Source organism: Chitinophagales bacterium, from assembly GCA_041392475.1.
GTDB lineage: Bacteria > Bacteroidota > Bacteroidia > Chitinophagales > UBA2359 > JAUHXA01.
On the sequence record JAWKLZ010000001.1, the window covers coordinates 2168009 to 2190084 of the forward strand.

The 22076-nt window shown below is 37.8% G+C and carries 11 protein-coding genes and 1 CRISPR repeat array (1 of these 12 cut by a window edge); of the genes, 6 read left to right on the forward strand and 5 right to left on the reverse strand.

The window, feature by feature from the left end:
* A CRISPR array of direct repeats spans positions 1-8772; the repeat unit is 30 nt; unit sequence CTTTTAATCGTACCATATTGGAATTGAAAC; it begins 1731 nt to the left of the window's first position.
* A gap of 86 nt (positions 8773-8858) precedes the next feature.
* From R3E32_08030 to R3E32_08040, 3 genes are all read left to right on the forward strand, one after another.
* Positions 8859-9116 carry a hypothetical protein gene (locus tag R3E32_08030; GenBank protein MEZ4884657.1) on the forward strand — a complete coding sequence of 86 codons (258 nt, stop codon included), beginning with the start codon at positions 8859-8861 and terminating at the stop codon, positions 9114-9116.
* A complete protein-coding gene (kdsA, locus tag R3E32_08035) occupies positions 9109-9948 on the forward strand; it encodes a 3-deoxy-8-phosphooctulonate synthase (protein ID MEZ4884658.1) in 840 nt (279 codons plus the stop codon). Before R3E32_08030 ends, kdsA begins: the two co-directional genes overlap by 8 nt.
* Before the next feature lie 77 nt (positions 9949-10025).
* On the forward strand, positions 10026-10934 hold the full coding sequence (locus tag R3E32_08040; protein ID MEZ4884659.1) for a hypothetical protein: 909 nt from the start codon (positions 10026-10028) through the stop codon (positions 10932-10934).
* 94 nt (positions 10935-11028) lie between these two features.
* Here R3E32_08040 and R3E32_08045 read toward each other — a convergent pair whose 3' ends face one another.
* Both R3E32_08045 and R3E32_08050 read right to left on the reverse strand, forming a co-directional pair.
* The gene (locus tag R3E32_08045) at positions 11029-11751 is read right to left on the reverse strand and encodes an outer membrane lipoprotein carrier protein LolA (GenBank protein ID MEZ4884660.1); all 723 of its coding nucleotides are present in this window, start codon (positions 11749-11751) and stop codon (positions 11029-11031) included.
* A gap of 130 nt (positions 11752-11881) precedes the next feature.
* Entirely contained in the window at positions 11882-14440 is a 2559-nt protein-coding gene (locus R3E32_08050) for a DNA translocase FtsK 4TM domain-containing protein (protein ID MEZ4884661.1), read from the reverse strand.
* A gap of 222 nt (positions 14441-14662) precedes the next feature.
* Between R3E32_08050 and R3E32_08055 the strand changes: the two genes are divergently transcribed.
* From R3E32_08055 to R3E32_08065, 3 genes are all read left to right on the forward strand, one after another.
* On the forward strand, positions 14663-15394 hold the full coding sequence (locus tag R3E32_08055; protein MEZ4884662.1) for a 3'-5' exonuclease: 732 nt from the start codon (positions 14663-14665) through the stop codon (positions 15392-15394).
* 115 nt (positions 15395-15509) lie between these two features.
* Positions 15510-16088, forward strand: coding sequence for an archaeosortase/exosortase family protein (locus R3E32_08060; protein ID MEZ4884663.1), 579 nt, complete (start codon positions 15510-15512; stop codon positions 16086-16088).
* A 40-nt stretch (positions 16089-16128) separates the two neighbouring features.
* Positions 16129-16791, forward strand: coding sequence for a hypothetical protein (locus R3E32_08065; GenBank protein ID MEZ4884664.1), 663 nt, complete (start codon positions 16129-16131; stop codon positions 16789-16791).
* Between the two features lies 1 nt (position 16792).
* On the opposite strand, the gene R3E32_08070 is transcribed toward R3E32_08065, so the two are convergent.
* From R3E32_08070 to R3E32_08080, 3 genes are read right to left on the reverse strand one after another with little or no spacing between them, the layout of a single operon-like run.
* Positions 16793-18310 (reverse strand): sulfatase, encoded by a 1518-nt coding sequence (locus R3E32_08070; protein MEZ4884665.1) that lies wholly within the window; start codon positions 18308-18310, stop codon positions 16793-16795.
* A gap of 38 nt (positions 18311-18348) precedes the next feature.
* Positions 18349-20562, reverse strand: a complete 2214-nt coding sequence (locus tag R3E32_08075; GenBank protein ID MEZ4884666.1) for a glycoside hydrolase family 3 N-terminal domain-containing protein — start codon at positions 20560-20562, stop codon at positions 18349-18351.
* A gap of 19 nt (positions 20563-20581) precedes the next feature.
* Positions 20582-21973, reverse strand: coding sequence for a glucoamylase family protein (locus R3E32_08080; GenBank protein MEZ4884667.1), 1392 nt, complete (start codon positions 21971-21973; stop codon positions 20582-20584).
* Between the last annotated feature and the right edge of the window lie 103 nt (positions 21974-22076).

Here is a 22076-nt window from a genome sequence, read left to right on the forward strand (position 1 = left end):
AAACTACCAAGTTTTCACTTAGTCCTGTCATTTCAATTACTTTTAATCGTACCATATTGGAATTGAAACATAATCATCCAAGATATTATTCTTATCTTGATATTCTTTTAATCGTACCATATTGGAATTGAAACCACACGGAAATTTCTGAGCCATCTGATTATGTGGCGCTTTTAATCGTACCATATTGGAATTGAAACACGAATGTCGTTGGATGGGTGAGGCGACACAGGGACTTTTAATCGTACCATATTGGAATTGAAACTTCATCGTCAAAAAAACAAAGCCTCTAACTCCAATCTTTTAATCGTACCATATTGGAATTGAAACTCACCATCTGCGCCAAAATTCAAATCAGTTCGACTTCTTTTAATCGTACCATATTGGAATTGAAACCTCATGATATTGCTATTTGTAGCCCATTGTCTGCAACTTTTAATCGTACCATATTGGAATTGAAACATCATGAGAAGTCCAAAAGAATTATCATGGTGGACTTTTAATCGTACCATATTGGAATTGAAACTCCTTATTGATGATTTTGACGAAACGGAATATGTTCTTTTAATCGTACCATATTGGAATTGAAACGGGCGAAAAATCTACAATTCCACTTTGGGACTGTCTTTTAATCGTACCATATTGGAATTGAAACAATACAACCAAATCATGCCCATTTTTCTCACTATACCTTTTAATCGTACCATATTGGAATTGAAACATAACACATTGAACATAGTCGTTAATTCAACAGTACTTTTAATCGTACCATATTGGAATTGAAACTCAAAAAAACGTCCATGTTTTCACCTATCAAGGCTACTTTTAATCGTACCATATTGGAATTGAAACGCAGCTAAATAAGTTGGTGTCGTTGTTGTTCCTACTTTTAATCGTACCATATTGGAATTGAAACTCATCAATGATGGAGGAACTTTCAAGGTTGGTACACTTTTAATCGTACCATATTGGAATTGAAACATAATTAGAAATAAACTTAGAAATTTTCTTAACACTTTTAATCGTACCATATTGGAATTGAAACATTGCGCTTGAAAATATGATGAAGCAAGACGATGACTTTTAATCGTACCATATTGGAATTGAAACATGGAACTACAAGTGTCTCGCCAACCGTAACGGGATCTTTTAATCGTACCATATTGGAATTGAAACGCTATGAATGTGCGTGATGTGGTGCGGGTGATGGACTTTTAATCGTACCATATTGGAATTGAAACACAACGGTGACTTCTTTTACCCATCTATCTTCCCCTCTTTTAATCGTACCATATTGGAATTGAAACTGAATCGCTGTTGTGTTGCGGATAATGTTGTGCGACTTTTAATCGTACCATATTGGAATTGAAACATTTGCGTTGCGTAGTCTGCTATCTTGTTCATGTCTCTTTTAATCGTACCATATTGGAATTGAAACATGCTTCAATACCCTAATACACCAACACGCCAACACGCTTTTAATCGTACCATATTGGAATTGAAACAACAGAAGGAGAAGGAGCAAAAGGCAAGGTTCTATCTTTTAATCGTACCATATTGGAATTGAAACTTCAGTGGAGTGGGATTTATTTGCCTACAAATTTAGCTTTTAATCGTACCATATTGGAATTGAAACTTGTAAAGTTCAATCCCCTCTCCATCTTCGTACCCTCTTTTAATCGTACCATATTGGAATTGAAACCTAAGGAACGATTCTCTTGCTTTACGCTTTACGGTACTTTTAATCGTACCATATTGGAATTGAAACACCCCTGCAAGCAAAGACTTTCTTTGAACCTAAACTTTTAATCGTACCATATTGGAATTGAAACATTATAATACAAACTTGGTATCGGAAAAAAAGAACCCTTTTAATCGTACCATATTGGAATTGAAACCTTGAAGCCAGCTACTTCATCTTTCAAAAAAGAAGCTTTTAATCGTACCATATTGGAATTGAAACACATGATTTCACCACTATACTGCTTTGCGCCACGGCTTTTAATCGTACCATATTGGAATTGAAACAAGACGATTTGAAAGCCGTCTTTGGCTTATCTTCACTTTTAATCGTACCATATTGGAATTGAAACGTTGTCCGTAATTTGGGTTGCTTTTCTTTCTGCGTCCTTTTAATCGTACCATATTGGAATTGAAACTGTTTTTATGTGGGATTGAAGAATAATTTGATTTACTTTTAATCGTACCATATTGGAATTGAAACTCAATATCTTGTACTTCACTGCACCGCAACGCCCGACTTTTAATCGTACCATATTGGAATTGAAACATTCATCTACATTGAAAACAGTAATGTTACGGTCACTCTTTTAATCGTACCATATTGGAATTGAAACTTCTCTTTGGTGTAAGCAAAAGGATTGAAGTCATCACTTTTAATCGTACCATATTGGAATTGAAACTCCACAGTAAGTTCAAATCTCCACAAGAACTCATTCTTTTAATCGTACCATATTGGAATTGAAACATGTCAAAATCCTTTAGTTGTGTTCTTAATGTGTACTTTTAATCGTACCATATTGGAATTGAAACTTCTTGCTTCATGTAATTTCTCGTAGCCTTTACGTTCTTTTAATCGTACCATATTGGAATTGAAACAAAGCTAATGGCAGGTTTGTATAAGGAAATTTGGGTCTTTTAATCGTACCATATTGGAATTGAAACATAATTGTTCCTTGCTTCTAATCTCGAACCATAGACTTTTAATCGTACCATATTGGAATTGAAACGACCAATCTTCGCAGTTGTCAAATTCTTTTTTTGATCTTTTAATCGTACCATATTGGAATTGAAACAAAATAGGTGTTTGCTGAAAGAATTGATGGGAGAGCTTTTAATCGTACCATATTGGAATTGAAACTTTCATCATGAAAAGGGAATTTCATTTTCAAGCCTCCTTTTAATCGTACCATATTGGAATTGAAACAGCTTTAGATGCACAGAGAGAAGGTGCGTACAAAACTTTTAATCGTACCATATTGGAATTGAAACTTCTAATCGCAATTCTATTTGCATTCTCACTCACCCTTTTAATCGTACCATATTGGAATTGAAACAGTTTTAGGTGTCGGCTACTCACCATATTCAAGCCACTTTTAATCGTACCATATTGGAATTGAAACTTTTTTGCGATTATCATATTTGAATTGCTCATAGACTTTTAATCGTACCATATTGGAATTGAAACTTGTTCTCCTTTCTTTGTTTTTTAGGGATATTTATGCTTTTAATCGTACCATATTGGAATTGAAACAAAGAAGGGGCAATCAATGGATAGTAAGTCATCAAACTTTTAATCGTACCATATTGGAATTGAAACATTTCACAAGCAAAGAATATCCAAGACTTTTCCATCTTTTAATCGTACCATATTGGAATTGAAACTTGTTTTGTTGGGTGTGTTGGTGTTGGATGCTTTGACTTTTAATCGTACCATATTGGAATTGAAACCTCATTGCTACGCATAAATGTTGTGCTTTTAATACACTTTTAATCGTACCATATTGGAATTGAAACAAAAGTCATACCAATCGCCAGTAGAGTAGGGCAAGCTTTTAATCGTACCATATTGGAATTGAAACAATAATCATAGTATCTTTACATCATCAAAGGAAATCTTTTAATCGTACCATATTGGAATTGAAACTTATTTGTTAGGTTGTTGCTATGTTGGTCTTGCAGCTTTTAATCGTACCATATTGGAATTGAAACTTGATTTAAGAAGTTTAGATGAGGTTGAAATTCCTACTTTTAATCGTACCATATTGGAATTGAAACTTGATTTAAGAAGTTTAGATGAGGTTGAAATTCCTACTTTTAATCGTACCATATTGGAATTGAAACTTAAATAATGTAAATCGCTCCACATTGTTAATAGTTCTTTTAATCGTACCATATTGGAATTGAAACATCACAAGCTGAGTACCGTCAAAAATTAGTGGAGGCCTTTTAATCGTACCATATTGGAATTGAAACCTATAAATACAGCCCATCTATTTCTTCAACAATTTACTTTTAATCGTACCATATTGGAATTGAAACTTTTATAGGCCCTTGAAGCATAACACCACCCCGCTCTTTTAATCGTACCATATTGGAATTGAAACCTCAATACCTCCACCTCCACAGTTGCCAAGTTTTCTTTTAATCGTACCATATTGGAATTGAAACATTGAAAGTTCAATTCTCGAATTTGTGCCTCAAAAACTTTTAATCGTACCATATTGGAATTGAAACTTTTGTATTCTCGATACAAACAATCGCCTTCGATGCTTTTAATCGTACCATATTGGAATTGAAACCTCGGATAGCAGAGGTACAGAGAGATAGTTTGAATGCTTTTAATCGTACCATATTGGAATTGAAACCGAAGCAGCAGCTAATAACCGACAACACCTGCAATCTTTTAATCGTACCATATTGGAATTGAAACCAGTTAGTTTATTCAATAGAGCTTAAAAACGGTACTTTTAATCGTACCATATTGGAATTGAAACTGTCACTTTTGTACTCTTCAAACGCCTGCTTCAAACTTTTAATCGTACCATATTGGAATTGAAACTGCAAAGTTTTTTCTTGACGTTGGCGAGTTGGTATCTTTTAATCGTACCATATTGGAATTGAAACAAGAATCTCAGCAACTTTTTGAACGCATAGAACATGCTTTTAATCGTACCATATTGGAATTGAAACTTTGCGCCTCCGAAGCGGTTTGATAATGCGATTACCTTTTAATCGTACCATATTGGAATTGAAACAAACGGCACTACGCCGTTTGCACACACGTTGTACACTTTTAATCGTACCATATTGGAATTGAAACTAGTGGTGCTGCTGCTCACATTTCAGCAGTGCAGCACTTTTAATCGTACCATATTGGAATTGAAACGATAAAAAGTAAATAATGAATAAAAAAGCATACAGCCTTTTAATCGTACCATATTGGAATTGAAACTCAATCACTGCTGCATAGATAAGCGATTGAAGTCTACTTTTAATCGTACCATATTGGAATTGAAACTTCAAAGGCTTCATCATCTTTTTCAAATTGAGATTCTTTTAATCGTACCATATTGGAATTGAAACTAAATCTTTGGTGGGGTTGTACAAAAGTTCACGCACTTTTAATCGTACCATATTGGAATTGAAACTCATTTAGCGAGGTTTCAAGGCTGCTAAAAACAGACTTTTAATCGTACCATATTGGAATTGAAACTTCAAAAACCCAATACTATGCATCACCCCCTTCCTCTTTTAATCGTACCATATTGGAATTGAAACATACTCCTCATCTTTAAAATAAATTCTACCTTCCCACTTTTAATCGTACCATATTGGAATTGAAACTATAAGTTGAATTGTCATCTGATAGATGAATTTGACCTTTTAATCGTACCATATTGGAATTGAAACTGCACTACTCGCCGAAACATTTGAGCATAAATTGGTCTTTTAATCGTACCATATTGGAATTGAAACATCATAGCTACCACCCCTTGAACTCTCTTTCCGAAACTTTTAATCGTACCATATTGGAATTGAAACACTACAACTGTAGAAACTAGGTTTACTACTTTCATCTTTTAATCGTACCATATTGGAATTGAAACAGCGGTTTGATAATGCGATTACGTTTTGGGATGGTCTTTTAATCGTACCATATTGGAATTGAAACAGCGTTTTGAGTTGTTCCCTTTCTCCCAAATACGCTCTTTTAATCGTACCATATTGGAATTGAAACAATGAAAGCGGAAATCGAAGCATTGAAAAAACAGCCCTTTTAATCGTACCATATTGGAATTGAAACACTTCTTTGGAATAAACATAATGTTTTGTTTTTTGCTTTTAATCGTACCATATTGGAATTGAAACTTTCTAAACACTTAGAAACAACTAATTCTTTAGTTCTTTTAATCGTACCATATTGGAATTGAAACATATCATTAGTACCTCTAACATCCACCAATATCATTCTTTTAATCGTACCATATTGGAATTGAAACGATTGGCTTGTGTTGCCGATTGCTCGTCATATTTCTCTTTTAATCGTACCATATTGGAATTGAAACAAAGCCAAGTTTTTTCAGGCACTGCATTTTCCTTCTTTTAATCGTACCATATTGGAATTGAAACATGAAATAGGCAATTACTTTTATCATTTCCTCACTTCTTTTAATCGTACCATATTGGAATTGAAACTCATTTTCAAGGCAAGTAAAACCGAAACCACAGGCTTTTAATCGTACCATATTGGAATTGAAACACTGCTTCGTATGCCTGCCTCTCTGCTTCCAATAGCTTTTAATCGTACCATATTGGAATTGAAACTTGACTTGATTCTCTGCAATATCTCTCGCCCTTTGCTTTTAATCGTACCATATTGGAATTGAAACTTAAAGTCAAACGACAACAACAACGGGTCATCAGCACTTTTAATCGTACCATATTGGAATTGAAACTCAATTTTGATGGTGAAATGTTCCACGTAAGAATTCTTTTAATCGTACCATATTGGAATTGAAACAACCCTAATACCTACTTCTGTGTCTGTGCAAATCCCTTTTAATCGTACCATATTGGAATTGAAACTGTAGAAATAATCCGAAGGAAACTCCTTAGCCAACTTTTAATCGTACCATATTGGAATTGAAATGTCTGGCGTTGGGGATTCGATTGTCACTTCTTCGGACTTTTAATCGTACCATATTGGAATTGAAACCGCTTGACTGCCATATCATAAGCGAGGCTTTTTTATCTTTTAATCGTACCATATTGGAATTGAAACAATTATTTATCGAAAAATTGAAATTAAAGTTATGAGCTTTTAATCGTACCATATTGGAATTGAAACAATTGTCTTCCATCTGGGGGGCAGGCGTGGTTTGCCTTTTAATCGTACCATATTGGAATTGAAACTTATTTATTTCTTTTTTATTAGTTGAGCATTATAAACTTTTAATCGTACCATATTGGAATTGAAACCCCAAGAATTGCGCCCCAAATCTTGCATATATTTTCTTTTAATCGTACCATATTGGAATTGAAACAAGTATCGGCACAACTTCCGTCAGGGCATTGTACTTCTTTTAATCGTACCATATTGGAATTGAAACATTTTCGGGATAGTTTCGGTTTTGTACCTTTTTTTCTTTTAATCGTACCATATTGGAATTGAAACCCGATTGTAAGCGCAACAGCAACAGTGCAAACAACCTTTTAATCGTACCATATTGGAATTGAAACAAAATGAATCTAATTTTACTGATATTGCTCGTTCTCTTTTAATCGTACCATATTGGAATTGAAACTTGATATGAATAACTCCCCCCATCACCGGGTCTTTACTTTTAATCGTACCATATTGGAATTGAAACATATTCGGGGTCGTTTGGGTCGTAGTTGAGCAATTCTTTTAATCGTACCATATTGGAATTGAAACTATTTGCTGCGTATGATTCAGCTAATTTATTATTGTCTTTTAATCGTACCATATTGGAATTGAAACATCATAGCTCCCCCCCCTACTGCTCTCTTTCCGAACTTTTAATCGTACCATATTGGAATTGAAACATCGAAGTGAAATGGAATGGCAAGGCGTTTATTGAACTTTTAATCGTACCATATTGGAATTGAAACACTGTCATTGTCACCACATCAAGCGGCCTAATTGAACTTTTAATCGTACCATATTGGAATTGAAACTTCAGCCACCAAATTACTGCCATCTTTCACCACATTCTTTTAATCGTACCATATTGGAATTGAAACTCATTAAAAAATACACCGACAACCTAATCCAAGGAGCTTTTAATCGTACCATATTGGAATTGAAACTCATTCACTTTAAATGTTGCCAACTTCACACCCCACTTTTAATCGTACCATATTGGAATTGAAACTTGGCAAGTCTTCGGTGGCATCGGTTTTGAACTCGGCTTTTAATCGTACCATATTGGAATTGAAACATTGTGAGTATAATCACACTCTGAAATTTCAGCGTACTTTTAATCGTACCATATTGGAATTGAAACATTATTGTGGTTTTGGACGACTTTAATAATATACCACTTTTAATCGTACCATATTGGAATTGAAACTCAACACTTCGTCAGGTATTGATTCATACCTCTGTCTTTTAATCGTACCATATTGGAATTGAAACATCACTAAAAGTTCACAAAAAATTCTATGCCGACACTTTTAATCGTACCATATTGGAATTGAAACTGTTGAAAATCGCTTCATCTTCTTTCAGTATCTTTCTTTTAATCGTACCATATTGGAATTGAAACTGTTGAAAATCGCTTCATCTTCTTTCAGTATCTTTCTTTTAATCGTACCATATTGGAATTGAAACACTTCATCGTCTATAAGAATTTATAAAAACTATCATCTTTTAATCGTACCATATTGGAATTGAAACATTATTGGCGGATAATGTAGGCGACTGCAAAAGCTACTTTTAATCGTACCATATTGGAATTGAAACATCATAAACATGGTTCTAAACAATAGTGCCGTTTGCTTTTAATCGTACCATATTGGAATTGAAACTTCACGGGCATTAAGGGTTTGAGCATAGATAACGACTTTTAATCGTACCATATTGGAATTGAAACATTGTGATAGTTGGCGCATTTAGATAAAGCGGTTGATACTTTTAATCGTACCATATTGGAATTGAAACTAATCGTTATTTTTATGTCATAGCTCACGCCGTCACTTTTAATCGTACCATATTGGAATTGAAACTGATATTCAACATCCCTAATCTCTGGCAAACTATAACTTTTAAGGCTATTGTCCTATCATAGAACAATAGCCATACAAATGAAGTTATGACTTTGACTTCCTTTGTCAAAGATACAGTACTGTATCATTTGAATGTGAATTTTGACAAGACCTTTATCAGCACACTCAAAAATGGAAGACTCGTAGAAATAGATAGTTTGTACAATGAACCTTTGACCTTGTGGGCCGGCTTTCCCAATTTGAATACAACTAAAAATGGTTTTATCTATTTCATCAATACAAGAGGAGTGAATAGCTTTGTAGAATTAGATCGAGATTCCCTCAGAACCATTATATTTGAATAACAAAAAACACAACAATACCTTGATAAACAACATTCCACAAATCCAACACCTATCTGCAAACAACTTTTTCTTGATTGCAGGGCCTTGTGCCGTAGAAAGCGAATCACTTTGTATGGAAGTCGCCGAAAAGGTCAAAGCCATCACCGATAAGCTGCAAATTCCCTACATTTTCAAGGGTTCGTACCGAAAAGCCAACCGTTCTCGTTTGGATTCATTTACAGGAATTGGCGACGAAAAAGCCTTGAAAATTTTAGCGAAAGTACGTGCTGAAATAGGTGTACCTGTCACGACCGATATTCATGCGGACGAAGAAGCAGCAATGGCTGCGGAATACGTGGATGTGCTGCAAATTCCCGCTTTTATGTGCCGTCAAACGAGCTTGTTGGTCGCTGCTGCAAAAACGGGGAAAGTGGTTAGTATCAAAAAAGGACAGTTTTTGTCGCCAGAAGCCATGCAGTTTGCGATTGACAAAGTGCGGCAATCTGGTAATGAGCAAATTTTTGCGATAGAGCGTGGAACGACTTTTGGTTACCAAGATATGGTGGTGGATTACCGAGGTATTCCGACTATGCAAAGTATGGGTGTCCCTGTGGTACTGGACTGCACACACTCCCTTCAAAAACCCAATCAAAATTCTGGCGTGACAGGCGGTATTCCACAATTGATCGAAACGATTGCCAAAGCGGGCATTGCAGTAAGCGCAGATGGCTTGTTTATCGAGACACATCCAGACCCTTCAGTAGCAAAATCGGATGGAGCAAATATGTTGCCTTTGTACAAATTAGAAAATTTATTGACACGATTGGTGAGAATTCGTCAGGCAATTTTGTAATTTTGTGGTGTTTGTTTTTTTTGAAGTTTGACCTGCTCAGTTAAAACAAATTTGATTTCCTGATTTTTTAAAAAATAATGAAGAAACTATTACTTTCCCTTTTTCTACTAATCATTGGTATTCAAAACACTATCAACGATTCATCTATTCAAGCTTTTGAGATAGACAACTGTGATGTGCTGCAAAAAACGCTGGAAAATTGGTGTTGGGTAGAATCCACACCCATTTCTACTCCTTCAATTGCAGCGGTAGCTAAAAAAAATCACCCAACTGCAAAGGCAAAAAAAGCGGCAGAAAAAATCATAGACGAAGTTCCTGTTGCAGATTTTCGATACACGAGTTACCGCCCTGTTATTGCAGCCCAAAACTATGATGCAAGTCTTCGTGAAATTGACCAACACCGTAGAACCTTGGCCAAATCCCTCCAAAAAGCGAAACAAACGAGCGATATTGACCAGATTTTTGCAGACGCTGAATATATGTTTACCAATGCTTTGACAGAACATTTGTTGCCCAAATGGTATGGCACATTGTGGGATTTTTATGGGCATTGTGAAAGACCACAAGAAGGGTTTATTGCCTGTGGATATTTGGTTTCCACCAATTTAAAACACATGGGTATCAACATCAATCACTACACTATGGCGCAACAATGGCCTATCAATATGGTGCAAAGTTTGGTAGAGGAACAAGATATTCAACACCTCTATAGTCGAAGTCGATCTATCGAAGTTTTAGAAACTTTAGGATATGGTTTTTACATTGTAGGGCTGGACAAACATGTAGGTTTTATTCGATACGATGAAACAGGAATGACTTTTATTCACTCCAATTATACATCAGGAAATCAAGCCGTTGTAGCAGAACCTATTCGCTCTTCGGTCGCCTATACTCTAACACAGAATTATTACCTTGCCAAACTTTCCGACAACCGAGATTTTTTGACCAAATGGCTGAAAGGTAAGCGGTTCAGGGTAGTGAAGTGAAGTCAATATCAATAATTCAAGCATAAAAAATGCCCGATAACAATTGATTGCTATCGGGCATTTTTTTTATGAAAAGAAATGGATTTTTTGAGGATTAATCTCTCAAGTCAACCCACTCATATTTTGCATAATCTGCTTTTTTCATCACAAAAAAGCTGTCTGCCAATTCTTTGTTTGTTTGGTAATTGTCGAGGAAGAAAGTGAAAGTAGTGCCACTTTTTTCAAAAACCTTTGCTTTGACAAGCATATTAGTTGCCTTTTCAAAAAACAATCGAACTTTGAAATAAGGAATATCTTTGCTTTTGGGAGTCAGGTCAATGACTGCTACCGCTTTACCATCTTCCACAGCTTCTTCCTTAAAAACTGCATAGAAATCTTTTTTGTAAATACTAAACAACATTTGTGGCGACAATTCTCCATCATCTTCACTGCTGTCAGTCACTTGTACTTCTCCTTCATCACCATATAAAAACAAAGTCCAAACACTTGCACCATCCGAACGACGCTCAAAATCTTTGTTTTCCATGCGGTATTTGTCCCCTTTCATATAGAGTTTGCCTTTTTGGGTTTCTTTCACACCTGCATCTGGATTTTCGATATTGAAGGTAAAATCTGCAATGACAGAACTGTATGCAGCTATTTTTCTGCTAAATTTATCCAAAATGGATTGTGCACGGGCATCTTCTTTCACTGGATTGAGCGGCACAACGGACCATTCATAATCTGTATTTAGGAAGAAAAATGGAGTGGTATTTGAGGCTGTCAATGCAGCGTTTGTAAGTAAACAAGTCATTAAAAAGACTACTAAAGTTCTCATATACATTATTTTATGTTAATTCAATAAACACTTTCTGCAAATCATTCACTTCAATGAATGACCAATCAATTTTAGTATTCACTTAATTTTTAGACAAAGGTAGGATGTATATGTTTAATCCAGAAATGAATTACTTTTTCTCGCTCATGTTTTGCAGATATTGCTCCAATTCAAAACTATCAGGGAAATAAACTTCCCGAGCCTTACTCCCCACATTTGGGCCGACAATCCCCATGGCTTCCAGCTGATCCATAATGCGTCCTGCACGATTGTAACCCAATTTTAACCGCCTTTGCAGCAAAGAAGTAGAGCCTTGTTGGTGTTGAACAATGATGTGGGCTGCTTCTTCAAACAGTTCATCCATTTCCATATCATCAGCCCCACCACGTTTGTCGTCATCATCACTGTATTCAGGCAGCAAAAATGGACTCGGATACCCTCTTTGTTTCCCAATAAATTCGGTGATATTGTCCACCTCAGGCGTATCGACAAACGTACCCTGCAAACGGATCACATCACCACCATAAGATACCAACATATCTCCACGTCCAATCAATTGATTGGCTCCTCCCATGTCCAAAATAGTACGAGAATCCACCTTTGAAGTAACTCTAAACGCAATTCGAACAGGAAAGTTGGCCTTAATTGTACCTGTGATGATATTTACAGTAGGTCGCTGAGTAGCAATTACTAAGTGAATTCCGATTGCCCTCGCCAACTGCGCCAAACGTGCGATTGGCATTTCGATTTCTTTTCCTGCGGTCATAATCAAGTCGGCAAACTCGTCAATGACCAACACAAAATAAGGGAGGAAGCGGTGTCCCTTCAATGGGTTCAGTTTGCGCTGTTTGAATTTGCGGTTGTATTCTTTGATGTTGCGGACGTGAGCATTTTTCAACAAATCATAGCGTTGGTCCATCTCAATACACAGTGCATTAAGGGTTTGCACCACTTGTTTGGTATCGGTGACAATCGCTTCTTCTGCCCCTGGCAATTTCGCCAAATAGTGCATTTCAATGGTATTGAAGAGCGACAACTCCACTTTTTTGGGATCAATCATCACAAATTTCAATTCAGCAGGGTGTTTGCGGTAGAGTAGTGAAACCAATATAGAGTTGAGACACACAGATTTACCCTGCCCTGTTGCACCTGCCATGAGCAAGTGTGGCATTTTGGATAAGTCTGCAATGTAATTTTCGTTAGAAATTGTCCTTCCCAAAGCAATCGGCAATTCCATTTTTGTTTTCTGAAACTGTTCCGATTCTAATATGCTTCGAAGAGATACAATTTCTTTTTTACGGTTCGGTACTTCAATCCCCACTGTTCCTTTGCCAGGCATCGGTGCAATGATACGGATACCCAATGCTGCCAAACTTAAGGCAATGTCATCTTCTAAGTTCCTAATTCGAGAAATACGCACACCAGGCGCAGGGACGATTTCGTAAAGTGTAACCGTAGGCCCTGGGGTTGCTTTTATTTTAGAAATTTCAATATTGTAGTTGTTGAGTGTCTGAACAATCTGTTCTTTGTTTGCCTCCAACTCCTCCATGCTGACTTCAATTCTATCTGCTTCATAGAGGTCTTGTCCATAATATTCAAGCAATTCAACCGAAGGTAGTTTGTACTCTCCTAAGTCCAAAGTAGGGTCATACTCTTCATTCTCTACTGTATCATTTTCCTCCAACTCAGGTAGCGGAACGACTACGCCTGTATCAAGTTTTGATTTTGAAGTTTTGGTAGGTTTTTCTTCTACACCATCAACTGCTACGATATCGAGCGATAAATCACTTTGATCGAGGCTATCTTTTTTTCGTTTGTCTTTTAGTAGTGTTTGGCTATTGGCATCAAAACTCATTTCTATCTGCTTGCCATTGGCAGTTAGCAAGACCTCATCCTCATTCATTGGAGCCAATGTAGGATTGATACTACGAGTTTTTGAGTTGGTTTGTGTTTTAGTACTTGTTGCAGTGGAGTTTGCAGTAGGATTTTTTTCAAAGGTGAAAAATCGAAAAATAGGTTTTACCCATTTGTGGTTCGCAAATCGCTGGTACTTTTGCTCCAAATAAGCAATTTCTATGTCAAACATTGCAATCAAGACAACTGCCAAACAAAACAACAAGAACAGACCTGTACCCAAAATTCCGATAAAGGATATGAGCCAATTACTAACATACGAGCCGAAACCTCCGCCAAAAGGAAATCCAGAGGTACTTCCTGAGGATAAAAAACCGAGTATAGTGGCCAATAAGATAGTGCCTAAAAAGGCGTATTGATAAATTCTGGCAAGGAGAATGGGAGAATTTTTGTAAATCCACTTCAATCCTGTGAGGAATAATACGCCTACCCAGATGAAAGCGGCTAAACCAAACCATCGGTAAATGAACAGATGGGAGAATACACTTCCCAAACGTCCTATGATGTTGCTGCTTTCAGCATGGGAGAAAAACAAAAAATACCACGGTGCATCCTTGACCTCACTGTGGTCAATGCTCCATGTGTTTAGGTAGGAAATAAAGGCTAAAAGCAAAAAAACTGCAAATAAACAAAGAGCCAGCCCACAAATTCGATGTGTGCGAGGGTTTGTCAATACGCTTATGACTTTGCGAATGATTAACTTTGTATTGTCTAATAGGACAGAATTTTTCTTTTTGCTTCTTCCACGACTCGAACTTTTCTTTCTTGTTGCCATTGAACAAAATTAACAAATTTTTGGCAGTAATTGGTTCATAAATGGAAACCAATACTTCAATTTTAGGGTTATCTTGCTAAAAAATTTTGATAAATGCCATTTTACTTATATTTCTGCAAAAATGACTGTTTTTCTTGTTTTTTTCTAAAAATCATTAACGCATAGTTTGAAAATATCTTCTAAATAAAGACCTTTATTCATTCAAAATTTTGACATATCGCTATGATTCAACAGGCAAAACTACAAAATATACTTTTTATAGACATCGAAACGGTTCCCATTGCGCCAAAATTTGAAGAACTTTCGGAAGAAATGCAAAAATTGTGGTCTTATAGAATCAACCGATTCAAACCAGAAGAGGCAGACGAGAGTGAATATTACTTTGACAAATCGGGCGTATATGCAGAGTTTGGAAAAATTGTCTGTATTTCTGCGGGTTTTTTCACCCACAAAAATGAGGATGAGCCGTACCGTTTTCGGGTAAAATCTTTTTATGGTCATGATGAAAAAGAAGTCCTTGGTGAATTTCTGAATTTACTTCAAAACCACTTCAACAATCCCTCTCGTTATTTTTTGTGCGGACACAACATTCGGGAGTTTGACATACCTTATATGTGCCGCCGTGCCGTGATTCACCAATTGCCGCTTCCCAATATGCTTGACATCAACGCATTGAAGCCATGGGAAGTTCCCTACATTGATACCATGAGGGCTTGGAAATTTGGTGATTACAAAAATTTCACCTCTCTCCATCTTTTAGCCACCCTTTTAGACATTCCTACACCCAAAAGCGATATGGAAGGCAAAGAAGTGGCAACGGTTTATTGGGAAAAAGACGGTCTGGAACGCATCCACAAGTACTGTCAACAAGATGTTGTAGCGACAGCCCAGCTTCTACTTCGCTTCAAAAGACTACCACTTATTGACAATGAACAGATTACTTTTATAAACTAAAAACCTCTGTTATAACAATGAATAACCGCAATACACCTTTAGCACTATTGTTTTTCGATAGAATAAAATTATATTTGCAGCGATAAATTTACTTCAATTGAAAGACTAAAAAATCATGGAAGAAAAATCTACAAACCATACCTCAAAAAAATCTCAAAAAAGAAAATCCAATAGTAAAGGACGCTCTTCAATCTTGTTATTTATTGTCGGCTTTATTGTCATCATGGCTATATTTTATGCTTTCTTCAATACCGATTTCTTTAGAGAAAATATACTTGCCCACGTTGCCAATGTCAACGCTAGCATATCAAGTTGGATTTTGAATCTATTTGGACAAGGCACTACTGCTTCTGGTAGCTCTGTATCTTCCTCCATTTTTTCGATTAAAGTCGAGACAGGTTGCGATGGTATTGAACCCATTGCACTCTTTGCCACTGCTGTTTTGGTTTTCCCCGTAGCGTTCAACTATAAATGGCCTGGCGTACTGGTAGGCAGCGCATTTTTAGCAATTATGAACCTATTGCGTGTTATTTCCTTGTTTTTGGTGGGTGTTTACATACCCAGTTTTTTCGACTTTATGCACGTTGAAGTATGGCAGGTAATTTTCATCATCTTAGCCATTGTCACTTGGTTGGTTTGGGTTCAATGGGTGATGCGAAAACAAGCTGCTCTCCGGACAGTGAAAGCAAAATAGCCAAAGTCATTTAGCATCACCAAATAGTCAGTATTCAACCATGTTTTCACTCAAACCTATCCTATTTTTTGCTGCAAAAGTCTTGGTATTTTATCTACTATTAGTAGGCTTATTTTCTTGGTGGGGAGTATCTTTCACCAGAACCTTCAATAAAATCAATACCTATGTTTTTGAAGATTTTGGCTCGAATGGATTGGTACAATTTAAGGTAAGCAATCCTAAAAAAACACCCTTCAATATAAAAATGGACATCATCAGCAAAAAGATGATTGCAGAAGTACAACGCAAAGCAAAACACGGAGATACAAGTGCTACTGTCAAAACGGTTTTCTATCAATTTGATGTTTGGCTGTACGCCGTTTTGCCCATAATTGTGGTCATGAGTTTCATTCTGGCATCCCCTGTTCCACCACTTCAAATGCTCAAAGCCCTTGCATTGGGGCTGCTTATTTCTCAACTAATTGTATTCTTAAAAATGGGTATCACCATTACGGATGAAACCTACCGACAAGCGTGGTTGCAGGTCAATGACTCATGGTGGCACACTTTTTTCGGAAACCCTTCTGCAACTGCTGCCCTCAAAGACATCTTCAAATTTGTAGGTTTCAGCCTCATTATCTCTGTATTAATTTGGGTAGGAGTCACTTTCCGCCCAAAAGATTGGAAGCGATTCAGCAGGATTTTTGACCAAATAGATGTGTAGATCAATATGTTCCATGATACTGATAGTCAAACCGCCTTCCTTTATCTCGCTTCAAAAGCATCTGACCTCCACCTGTACCTTCAATCCAATCAAACAATTTATCCCGCAATTCCTCCGATAACTTCGTATATTCTGGATTCCGAATCAAATTATTCATTTCCTGTGGGTCATTTTTTAGATCATAGAGTTCGTTGATATCCCAAATACCGTGGTAGCGAATGTATTTGTATTGATTTGTTCTAATTGCGTGAACGGTAGGTGTTTGTGGAAAAGGTCGCTCCCAAAAATATTCGTAGTAAATTGTATCTTTCCAGTCCATATCCTCGCCCTTCAATAGAGGCACAAACGAAGCCCCATCCATATTTGCAGGAGTTTCAAGCCCTGCCAAATCCAAAATAGTAGGCGCAATGTCAATGTTTTGAATCACCTCCTCCACCTTTGAAGTAGCGGGTATCAACCCCTCCCCCATCACCAACAAAGGCACACGCATAGATTCTTCATAAGCCTGTCGTTTGTCAATCAGTCCATGTTCACCAAATGAAAAACCATTATCCCCCATGTAAAAAACCACCGTATTTTCCATCAAATCATTCTTCTCCAAATAATCCAATACCTCTCCAATACTTTCATCCAAAGCCAACAGTGTTTCGCAGTAGTGTTTGTAGAAATCGTCAAATTTTATTTGACCGTGGTACATATAATCCACTCCATGCCAACTGTATCGCTGCGCTTTCACCCAATTCGGGACATCCTTGTAGTTGTATTCAGAAGTATCGACCGTTGCTCTTTCATGTTCAGGAGGAAACATGGTAGGCGGGTAGTCAATTTTTTCGTTGGCATATTTATCTTTGTGTCGAGGAGCAGGTTCGAAGTCGGAGTGAACGGCTTTATGTGACAAATACATGAAAAAAGGTTTTTCTTTCGGACGATTGTCCAAAAACTCTACAGCATATTTGGTCAATACATCCGTCACATAACTGCTATCTGTATATTCCACTCGCTCGCCATTTACATTCATTGAAGGATTGAAATAGTTACCTTGTCCTTTGAAACTCGCCCAATAATCAAAGCCAGGGCGAGGATCATCATGGTGTTCGCCCATGTGCCATTTGCCGATATAAGCGGTTTCATAACCACCCTTTTGCAGGTATTTTGGAAAGAAAACTGCACTATCTGGTACCAAAGATTGATTGTCGACCACTGCATGATGGTGCGTATATTGCCCCGTCAAAATTGAAGCCCGACTTGGTGAACAAAGTGAAGTACTCACAAAAGCATTTTGGATATGCGCTCCTTCTCTCGCCATTCTATCCATATTGGGCGTTTCCAAAAACGGTACTTTGCCTGTAAAACCCATAAAATCGTATCGGTGGTCATCACTTAATATGAAAATGACATTTTTTTTGCCTGTATTTTCAAAGGTTGTTTTTGCAGTAGTTGAAGATTTAAAATCCGTTTTTTGCATAGAAGTGCAGACAAAAAGGAATGCTAATAATATCGAGAAGTAGAAGTATTTCATTGCGAGATGGTTTTTATTCTAAATATTCATTCATTTGCTTACTTCAAAGTAAAATCCGCCTCCAACACATCTACCGAACTACCTCCCACAAACACCTTAAAATCACCTGATTCTGCCACAAACTCCATTTGCTGATTGTAATACTTCAAATCCTCCGAAGTCAATTTGAAGGTGATTGTCTCGTCTCCTCCCGCCTTCAAAGACACCTTGCGGAATGCCCTCAAATCTTTGACAGGACGAGTCGTGCTACCCACCAAATCACGAATATACAATTGCACCGTTTCCAAGCCATCCATTTTACCAGTATTGGTAATTTTAACCGAAACTTCCAAGGTTTCATCCATACCCATTTCGGTTTTGTTGACCTTCAAATCGCTGTATTCGAAGGTCGTGTAACTCAATCCATATCCAAAAGGATACAAAGGTTCATTGGGAACATCTATGTATTTTGAAGTATATTTGTCTGTTGCATTAAAAGGTCGTCCCGTGTTTTTCATGGCGTAATAAATCGGAATTTGCCCTACATTTCGAGGGAAAGTAATCACCAATTTGCCAGAAGGGTTGTAGTCACCCAACAAAACATCAACGATTGCAGGTCCAGTCATTGTACCTAAATGCCAAGCGTTTACAATTGCAGGGATATTTTCGTCCATCCATGAAATAGTCAGGGGGCGACCTGCCATGACTACCGCAATGATAGGCTTACCTGTTGCGTGAATCGCTTCTAAAAGGGCTTGCTGACCACCTGGCAAATCCAAATTGCTACGGCTGGCAGCTTCTCCATTTTGTCGGTAATTTTCACCAATCGCCATAATCACCACATCCGCATTTTTTGCCGCTTCAATGGCTGCGTCAAAACCTTCTTCAGTCTCATTGTCCATTTTTGCGCCTTCTACATACACAATTTCGGCTTTTGGGAGTGCATCGGTTAAGGCTTTGCGAAGGGTTACGACTTTGGAAACATCGCCCGAAGCGTGCCACGATCCCAAAACGTCTTCTTGATTGTCCCCCAAAGGCCCAATCAAGGCGATTTTTGCAGTGCTTTTGGACATCGGCAACAAAGGCTGCTCATTGACGGCTTCGTTTTTCAACAACACAATGGACTTCCGTCCTGCCTCTCGTGCGTGTTCCATCATTTCTGCCGAAAACATTACCTCTTTTTCTCGTTTTTCATCCGAGTAGCGATAAGGGTCTTCAAACAATCCCAGCTTGTATTTGTAGCGCAAAATTCGGCGGACAGCTTCGTCAATGTCTTTTTCAGTTACTTTCCCTTCTTTGACCAATACCTGCAAATTGTTCTGAAAAACAGCTCCTTGCATGTCCATATCCACCCCTGCATTGAGTGCCAATTCACCAGCGTGTTTTTCATCGGCTGCAAAACCATGCTGCACCATTTCGTTGATGGAAGTATAGTCCGTGACAACAAAACCTTTGAAGCCCCATTCTTTTCGCAGAATATCCTGTAACAAATATTTATTTGCAGAAGCAGGAACACCGTCCAATTCATTGAAGGAAGTCATAATGGTAGCACAACCTGCGTCAATTGCAGCTTTATAAGGGGGTAAATAGACTTCCCGTAAGACTCTCTCGGACATATCGACTGTGTGGTAATCTCGACCTGCTTGTGCTGCGCCATAAGCTGCAAAATGTTTGACGCAAGCCAAGATGGTGTGTTTGTCTGAAAGATCATCTCCTTGATAACCTTTCACTTTGGCTGCAGCAATGAGACTACCCAAATAAGGGTCTTCGCCTGCACCTTCTGAAATTCTGCCCCAACGAGGATCTCGACAAATATCGACCATAGGGTTGAAGGCCCAATGCAAACCACCTGCACTTGCTTCTTTGGCTGATAAATGTGCGGATTGTTCTATCACTTCCATATCCCAACTACACGCTTCCGCCAATGGTATAGGGAAAATGGTTTTGTAGCCATGGATTACATCATAACCAAATAATAGCGGTATTCCCAAACGGGTTTCTTCTACTGCAATCTTTTGTAAATCATAGTTGTATTTAGCAGTATGGGCGTTGAACAAATTGCCGCATCGCCCTGATTTCACATCGTCTTTGTAGTTATCTCTCAATACAGGCCCTGTTTGGTCCCAACCACTGGTATAAAGGGTCAATTGTCCGATTTTCTCCTCCAAAGTCATTTTGGAGAGGAGTTTTTCTATTTTTTGTTCGGTTTTGTCTTGTGCAATAAGCGATTGGATACTCACTAATGCCAATAATATCAGTATGATCTTCTTCATTTTTATTGTATTAAAAATTTTATGATTTTTTGTATTCAAACCCCAGTTTCTTCAATCCATTTTGTATTTCTTCACAAGACATGAACAAGTCCCACAACATTCCACTTCGATGATTTTCTATCATCACTACAATCGGCCCTTGATCAATTGCCAAATATTTACGAGGAAACCAGTTGTCTTGAATACTAAAGGCATCGTAGAAACCATAAGGTCCCATTAAGGTATCACCCAATTCTTCATAGAAAAAACGCATGGCATCCATGCTGTATTCGGGTGTATAAGGAATTGAAGCTAAGGCAGCAGTAGGAGCAATGACTCCCAAATCTTGTTCGGGTTTGTGGCTTGCATATCCTTTCATAGAATAACTTGAGGTGATGCCCCAATTGTCTTTGCTGTATCCTTTGAAGTGGTTTGGATTCTCTATGCAAAATTGACGGTTAATGAGAATGTGTTTGCGGTTGTGGTCAAAATAATCGGCATATTGGTCTTTCAACCCATTGGGATTCAATCCCAAAAAGGAATAATGCGCCCAAAAAGCAGGTCCACCAAATTCGGGTGCGGCTTGGTGGCGAAGCGGCAATTGGTAGCCGTATTTTTCAGGTAGATCGTCTTTTATTTTGCCGCCTTCTGCCCAACCTTCGTGATAGACTTCTGCTGGTACACCATGTGTAGGCGAACAAGCTGCTAAGACGTAGGTAATCAAACATTCATTGTAACCTCTAATCCGAAAATTCATGTCCCATGCAAAGTTGGGCGACCAATGCCAAAACAATACATTTTCTTTGTCTGCGCCTCTGTGCCAATCCCATTCGATGCCTTTCCACAATTCATCGGCTTTGGCTGCCAAGGCTTTTTCACGTTCATTGCCATCCTTGAGGTATTGGCGGACACACAATAAACCTTGTGCCATAAACGAAGTTTCGACCAAATCGCCACCATCGTCTTTTTTGCTAAAGGGTTTTACCTTGCCCGTTTCGCCATACATCCAATGTGGCCAAACGCCATGAAATCGGTCGGCTTTTTCGAGGAAATTGGTGATTTTTTCCAAGCGATTAACGGCTTCTTCTCTGGTGATATAGCCTCTTTTTATACCCACCAAAATTGCCATGACTCCAAAACCTGCACCGCCTGAGGTTACAACTGTTTGGTCGTTTTGGGGATATACTCCGTCTGTGTGAATACGCTCGCAAGCCATTCCCGAATTGGGTTCTGCTCCATTCCAAAAGTATTGGAAAGTGCGTTCTTCAACCAAGTCCATTAGGGCTTCATCGGAGAGTTTGTTCTCTTTTGTACGGGTTGCGTTTGCAGGTTCTTTTGTGTTGGTTTGAGGATTTGGAGAAACATTGCAGCTTACCAAGTAGAGGCAGCAAGTGATTAGGAAGAATTTTAGGGAGAAAATATTTTTTTTCATGGTTAAAAGCTATTGATTGTCAATGGTTGTATTAGGTTAAACTCCTATAAAGTTTGACATTACTTTTCTCATTTTTCTACAAATATTGAAATACTACGGACTT

Excerpts from the sequence above, each read along its gene's own strand:
- R3E32_08030 (MEZ4884657.1), top strand. The coding sequence starts at position 8,859 with ATGACTTTGACTTCCTTTGTCAAAGATACAGTACTGTATCATTTGAAT.
- R3E32_08040 (MEZ4884659.1), top strand. The coding sequence starts at position 10,026 with ATGAAGAAACTATTACTTTCCCTTTTTCTACTAATCATTGGTATTCAA.
- R3E32_08045 (MEZ4884660.1), bottom strand. The coding sequence starts at position 11,751 with ATGAGAACTTTAGTAGTCTTTTTAATGACTTGTTTACTTACAAACGCT.
- R3E32_08050 (MEZ4884661.1), bottom strand. The coding sequence starts at position 14,440 with ATGGCAACAAGAAAGAAAAGTTCGAGTCGTGGAAGAAGCAAAAAGAAA.
- R3E32_08055 (MEZ4884662.1), top strand. The coding sequence starts at position 14,663 with ATGATTCAACAGGCAAAACTACAAAATATACTTTTTATAGACATCGAA.
- R3E32_08060 (MEZ4884663.1), top strand. The coding sequence starts at position 15,510 with ATGGAAGAAAAATCTACAAACCATACCTCAAAAAAATCTCAAAAAAGA.
- R3E32_08065 (MEZ4884664.1), top strand. The coding sequence starts at position 16,129 with ATGTTTTCACTCAAACCTATCCTATTTTTTGCTGCAAAAGTCTTGGTA.
- R3E32_08070 (MEZ4884665.1), bottom strand. The coding sequence starts at position 18,310 with ATGAAATACTTCTACTTCTCGATATTATTAGCATTCCTTTTTGTCTGC.
- R3E32_08075 (MEZ4884666.1), bottom strand. The coding sequence starts at position 20,562 with ATGAAGAAGATCATACTGATATTATTGGCATTAGTGAGTATCCAATCG.
- R3E32_08080 (MEZ4884667.1), bottom strand. The coding sequence starts at position 21,973 with ATGAAAAAAAATATTTTCTCCCTAAAATTCTTCCTAATCACTTGCTGC.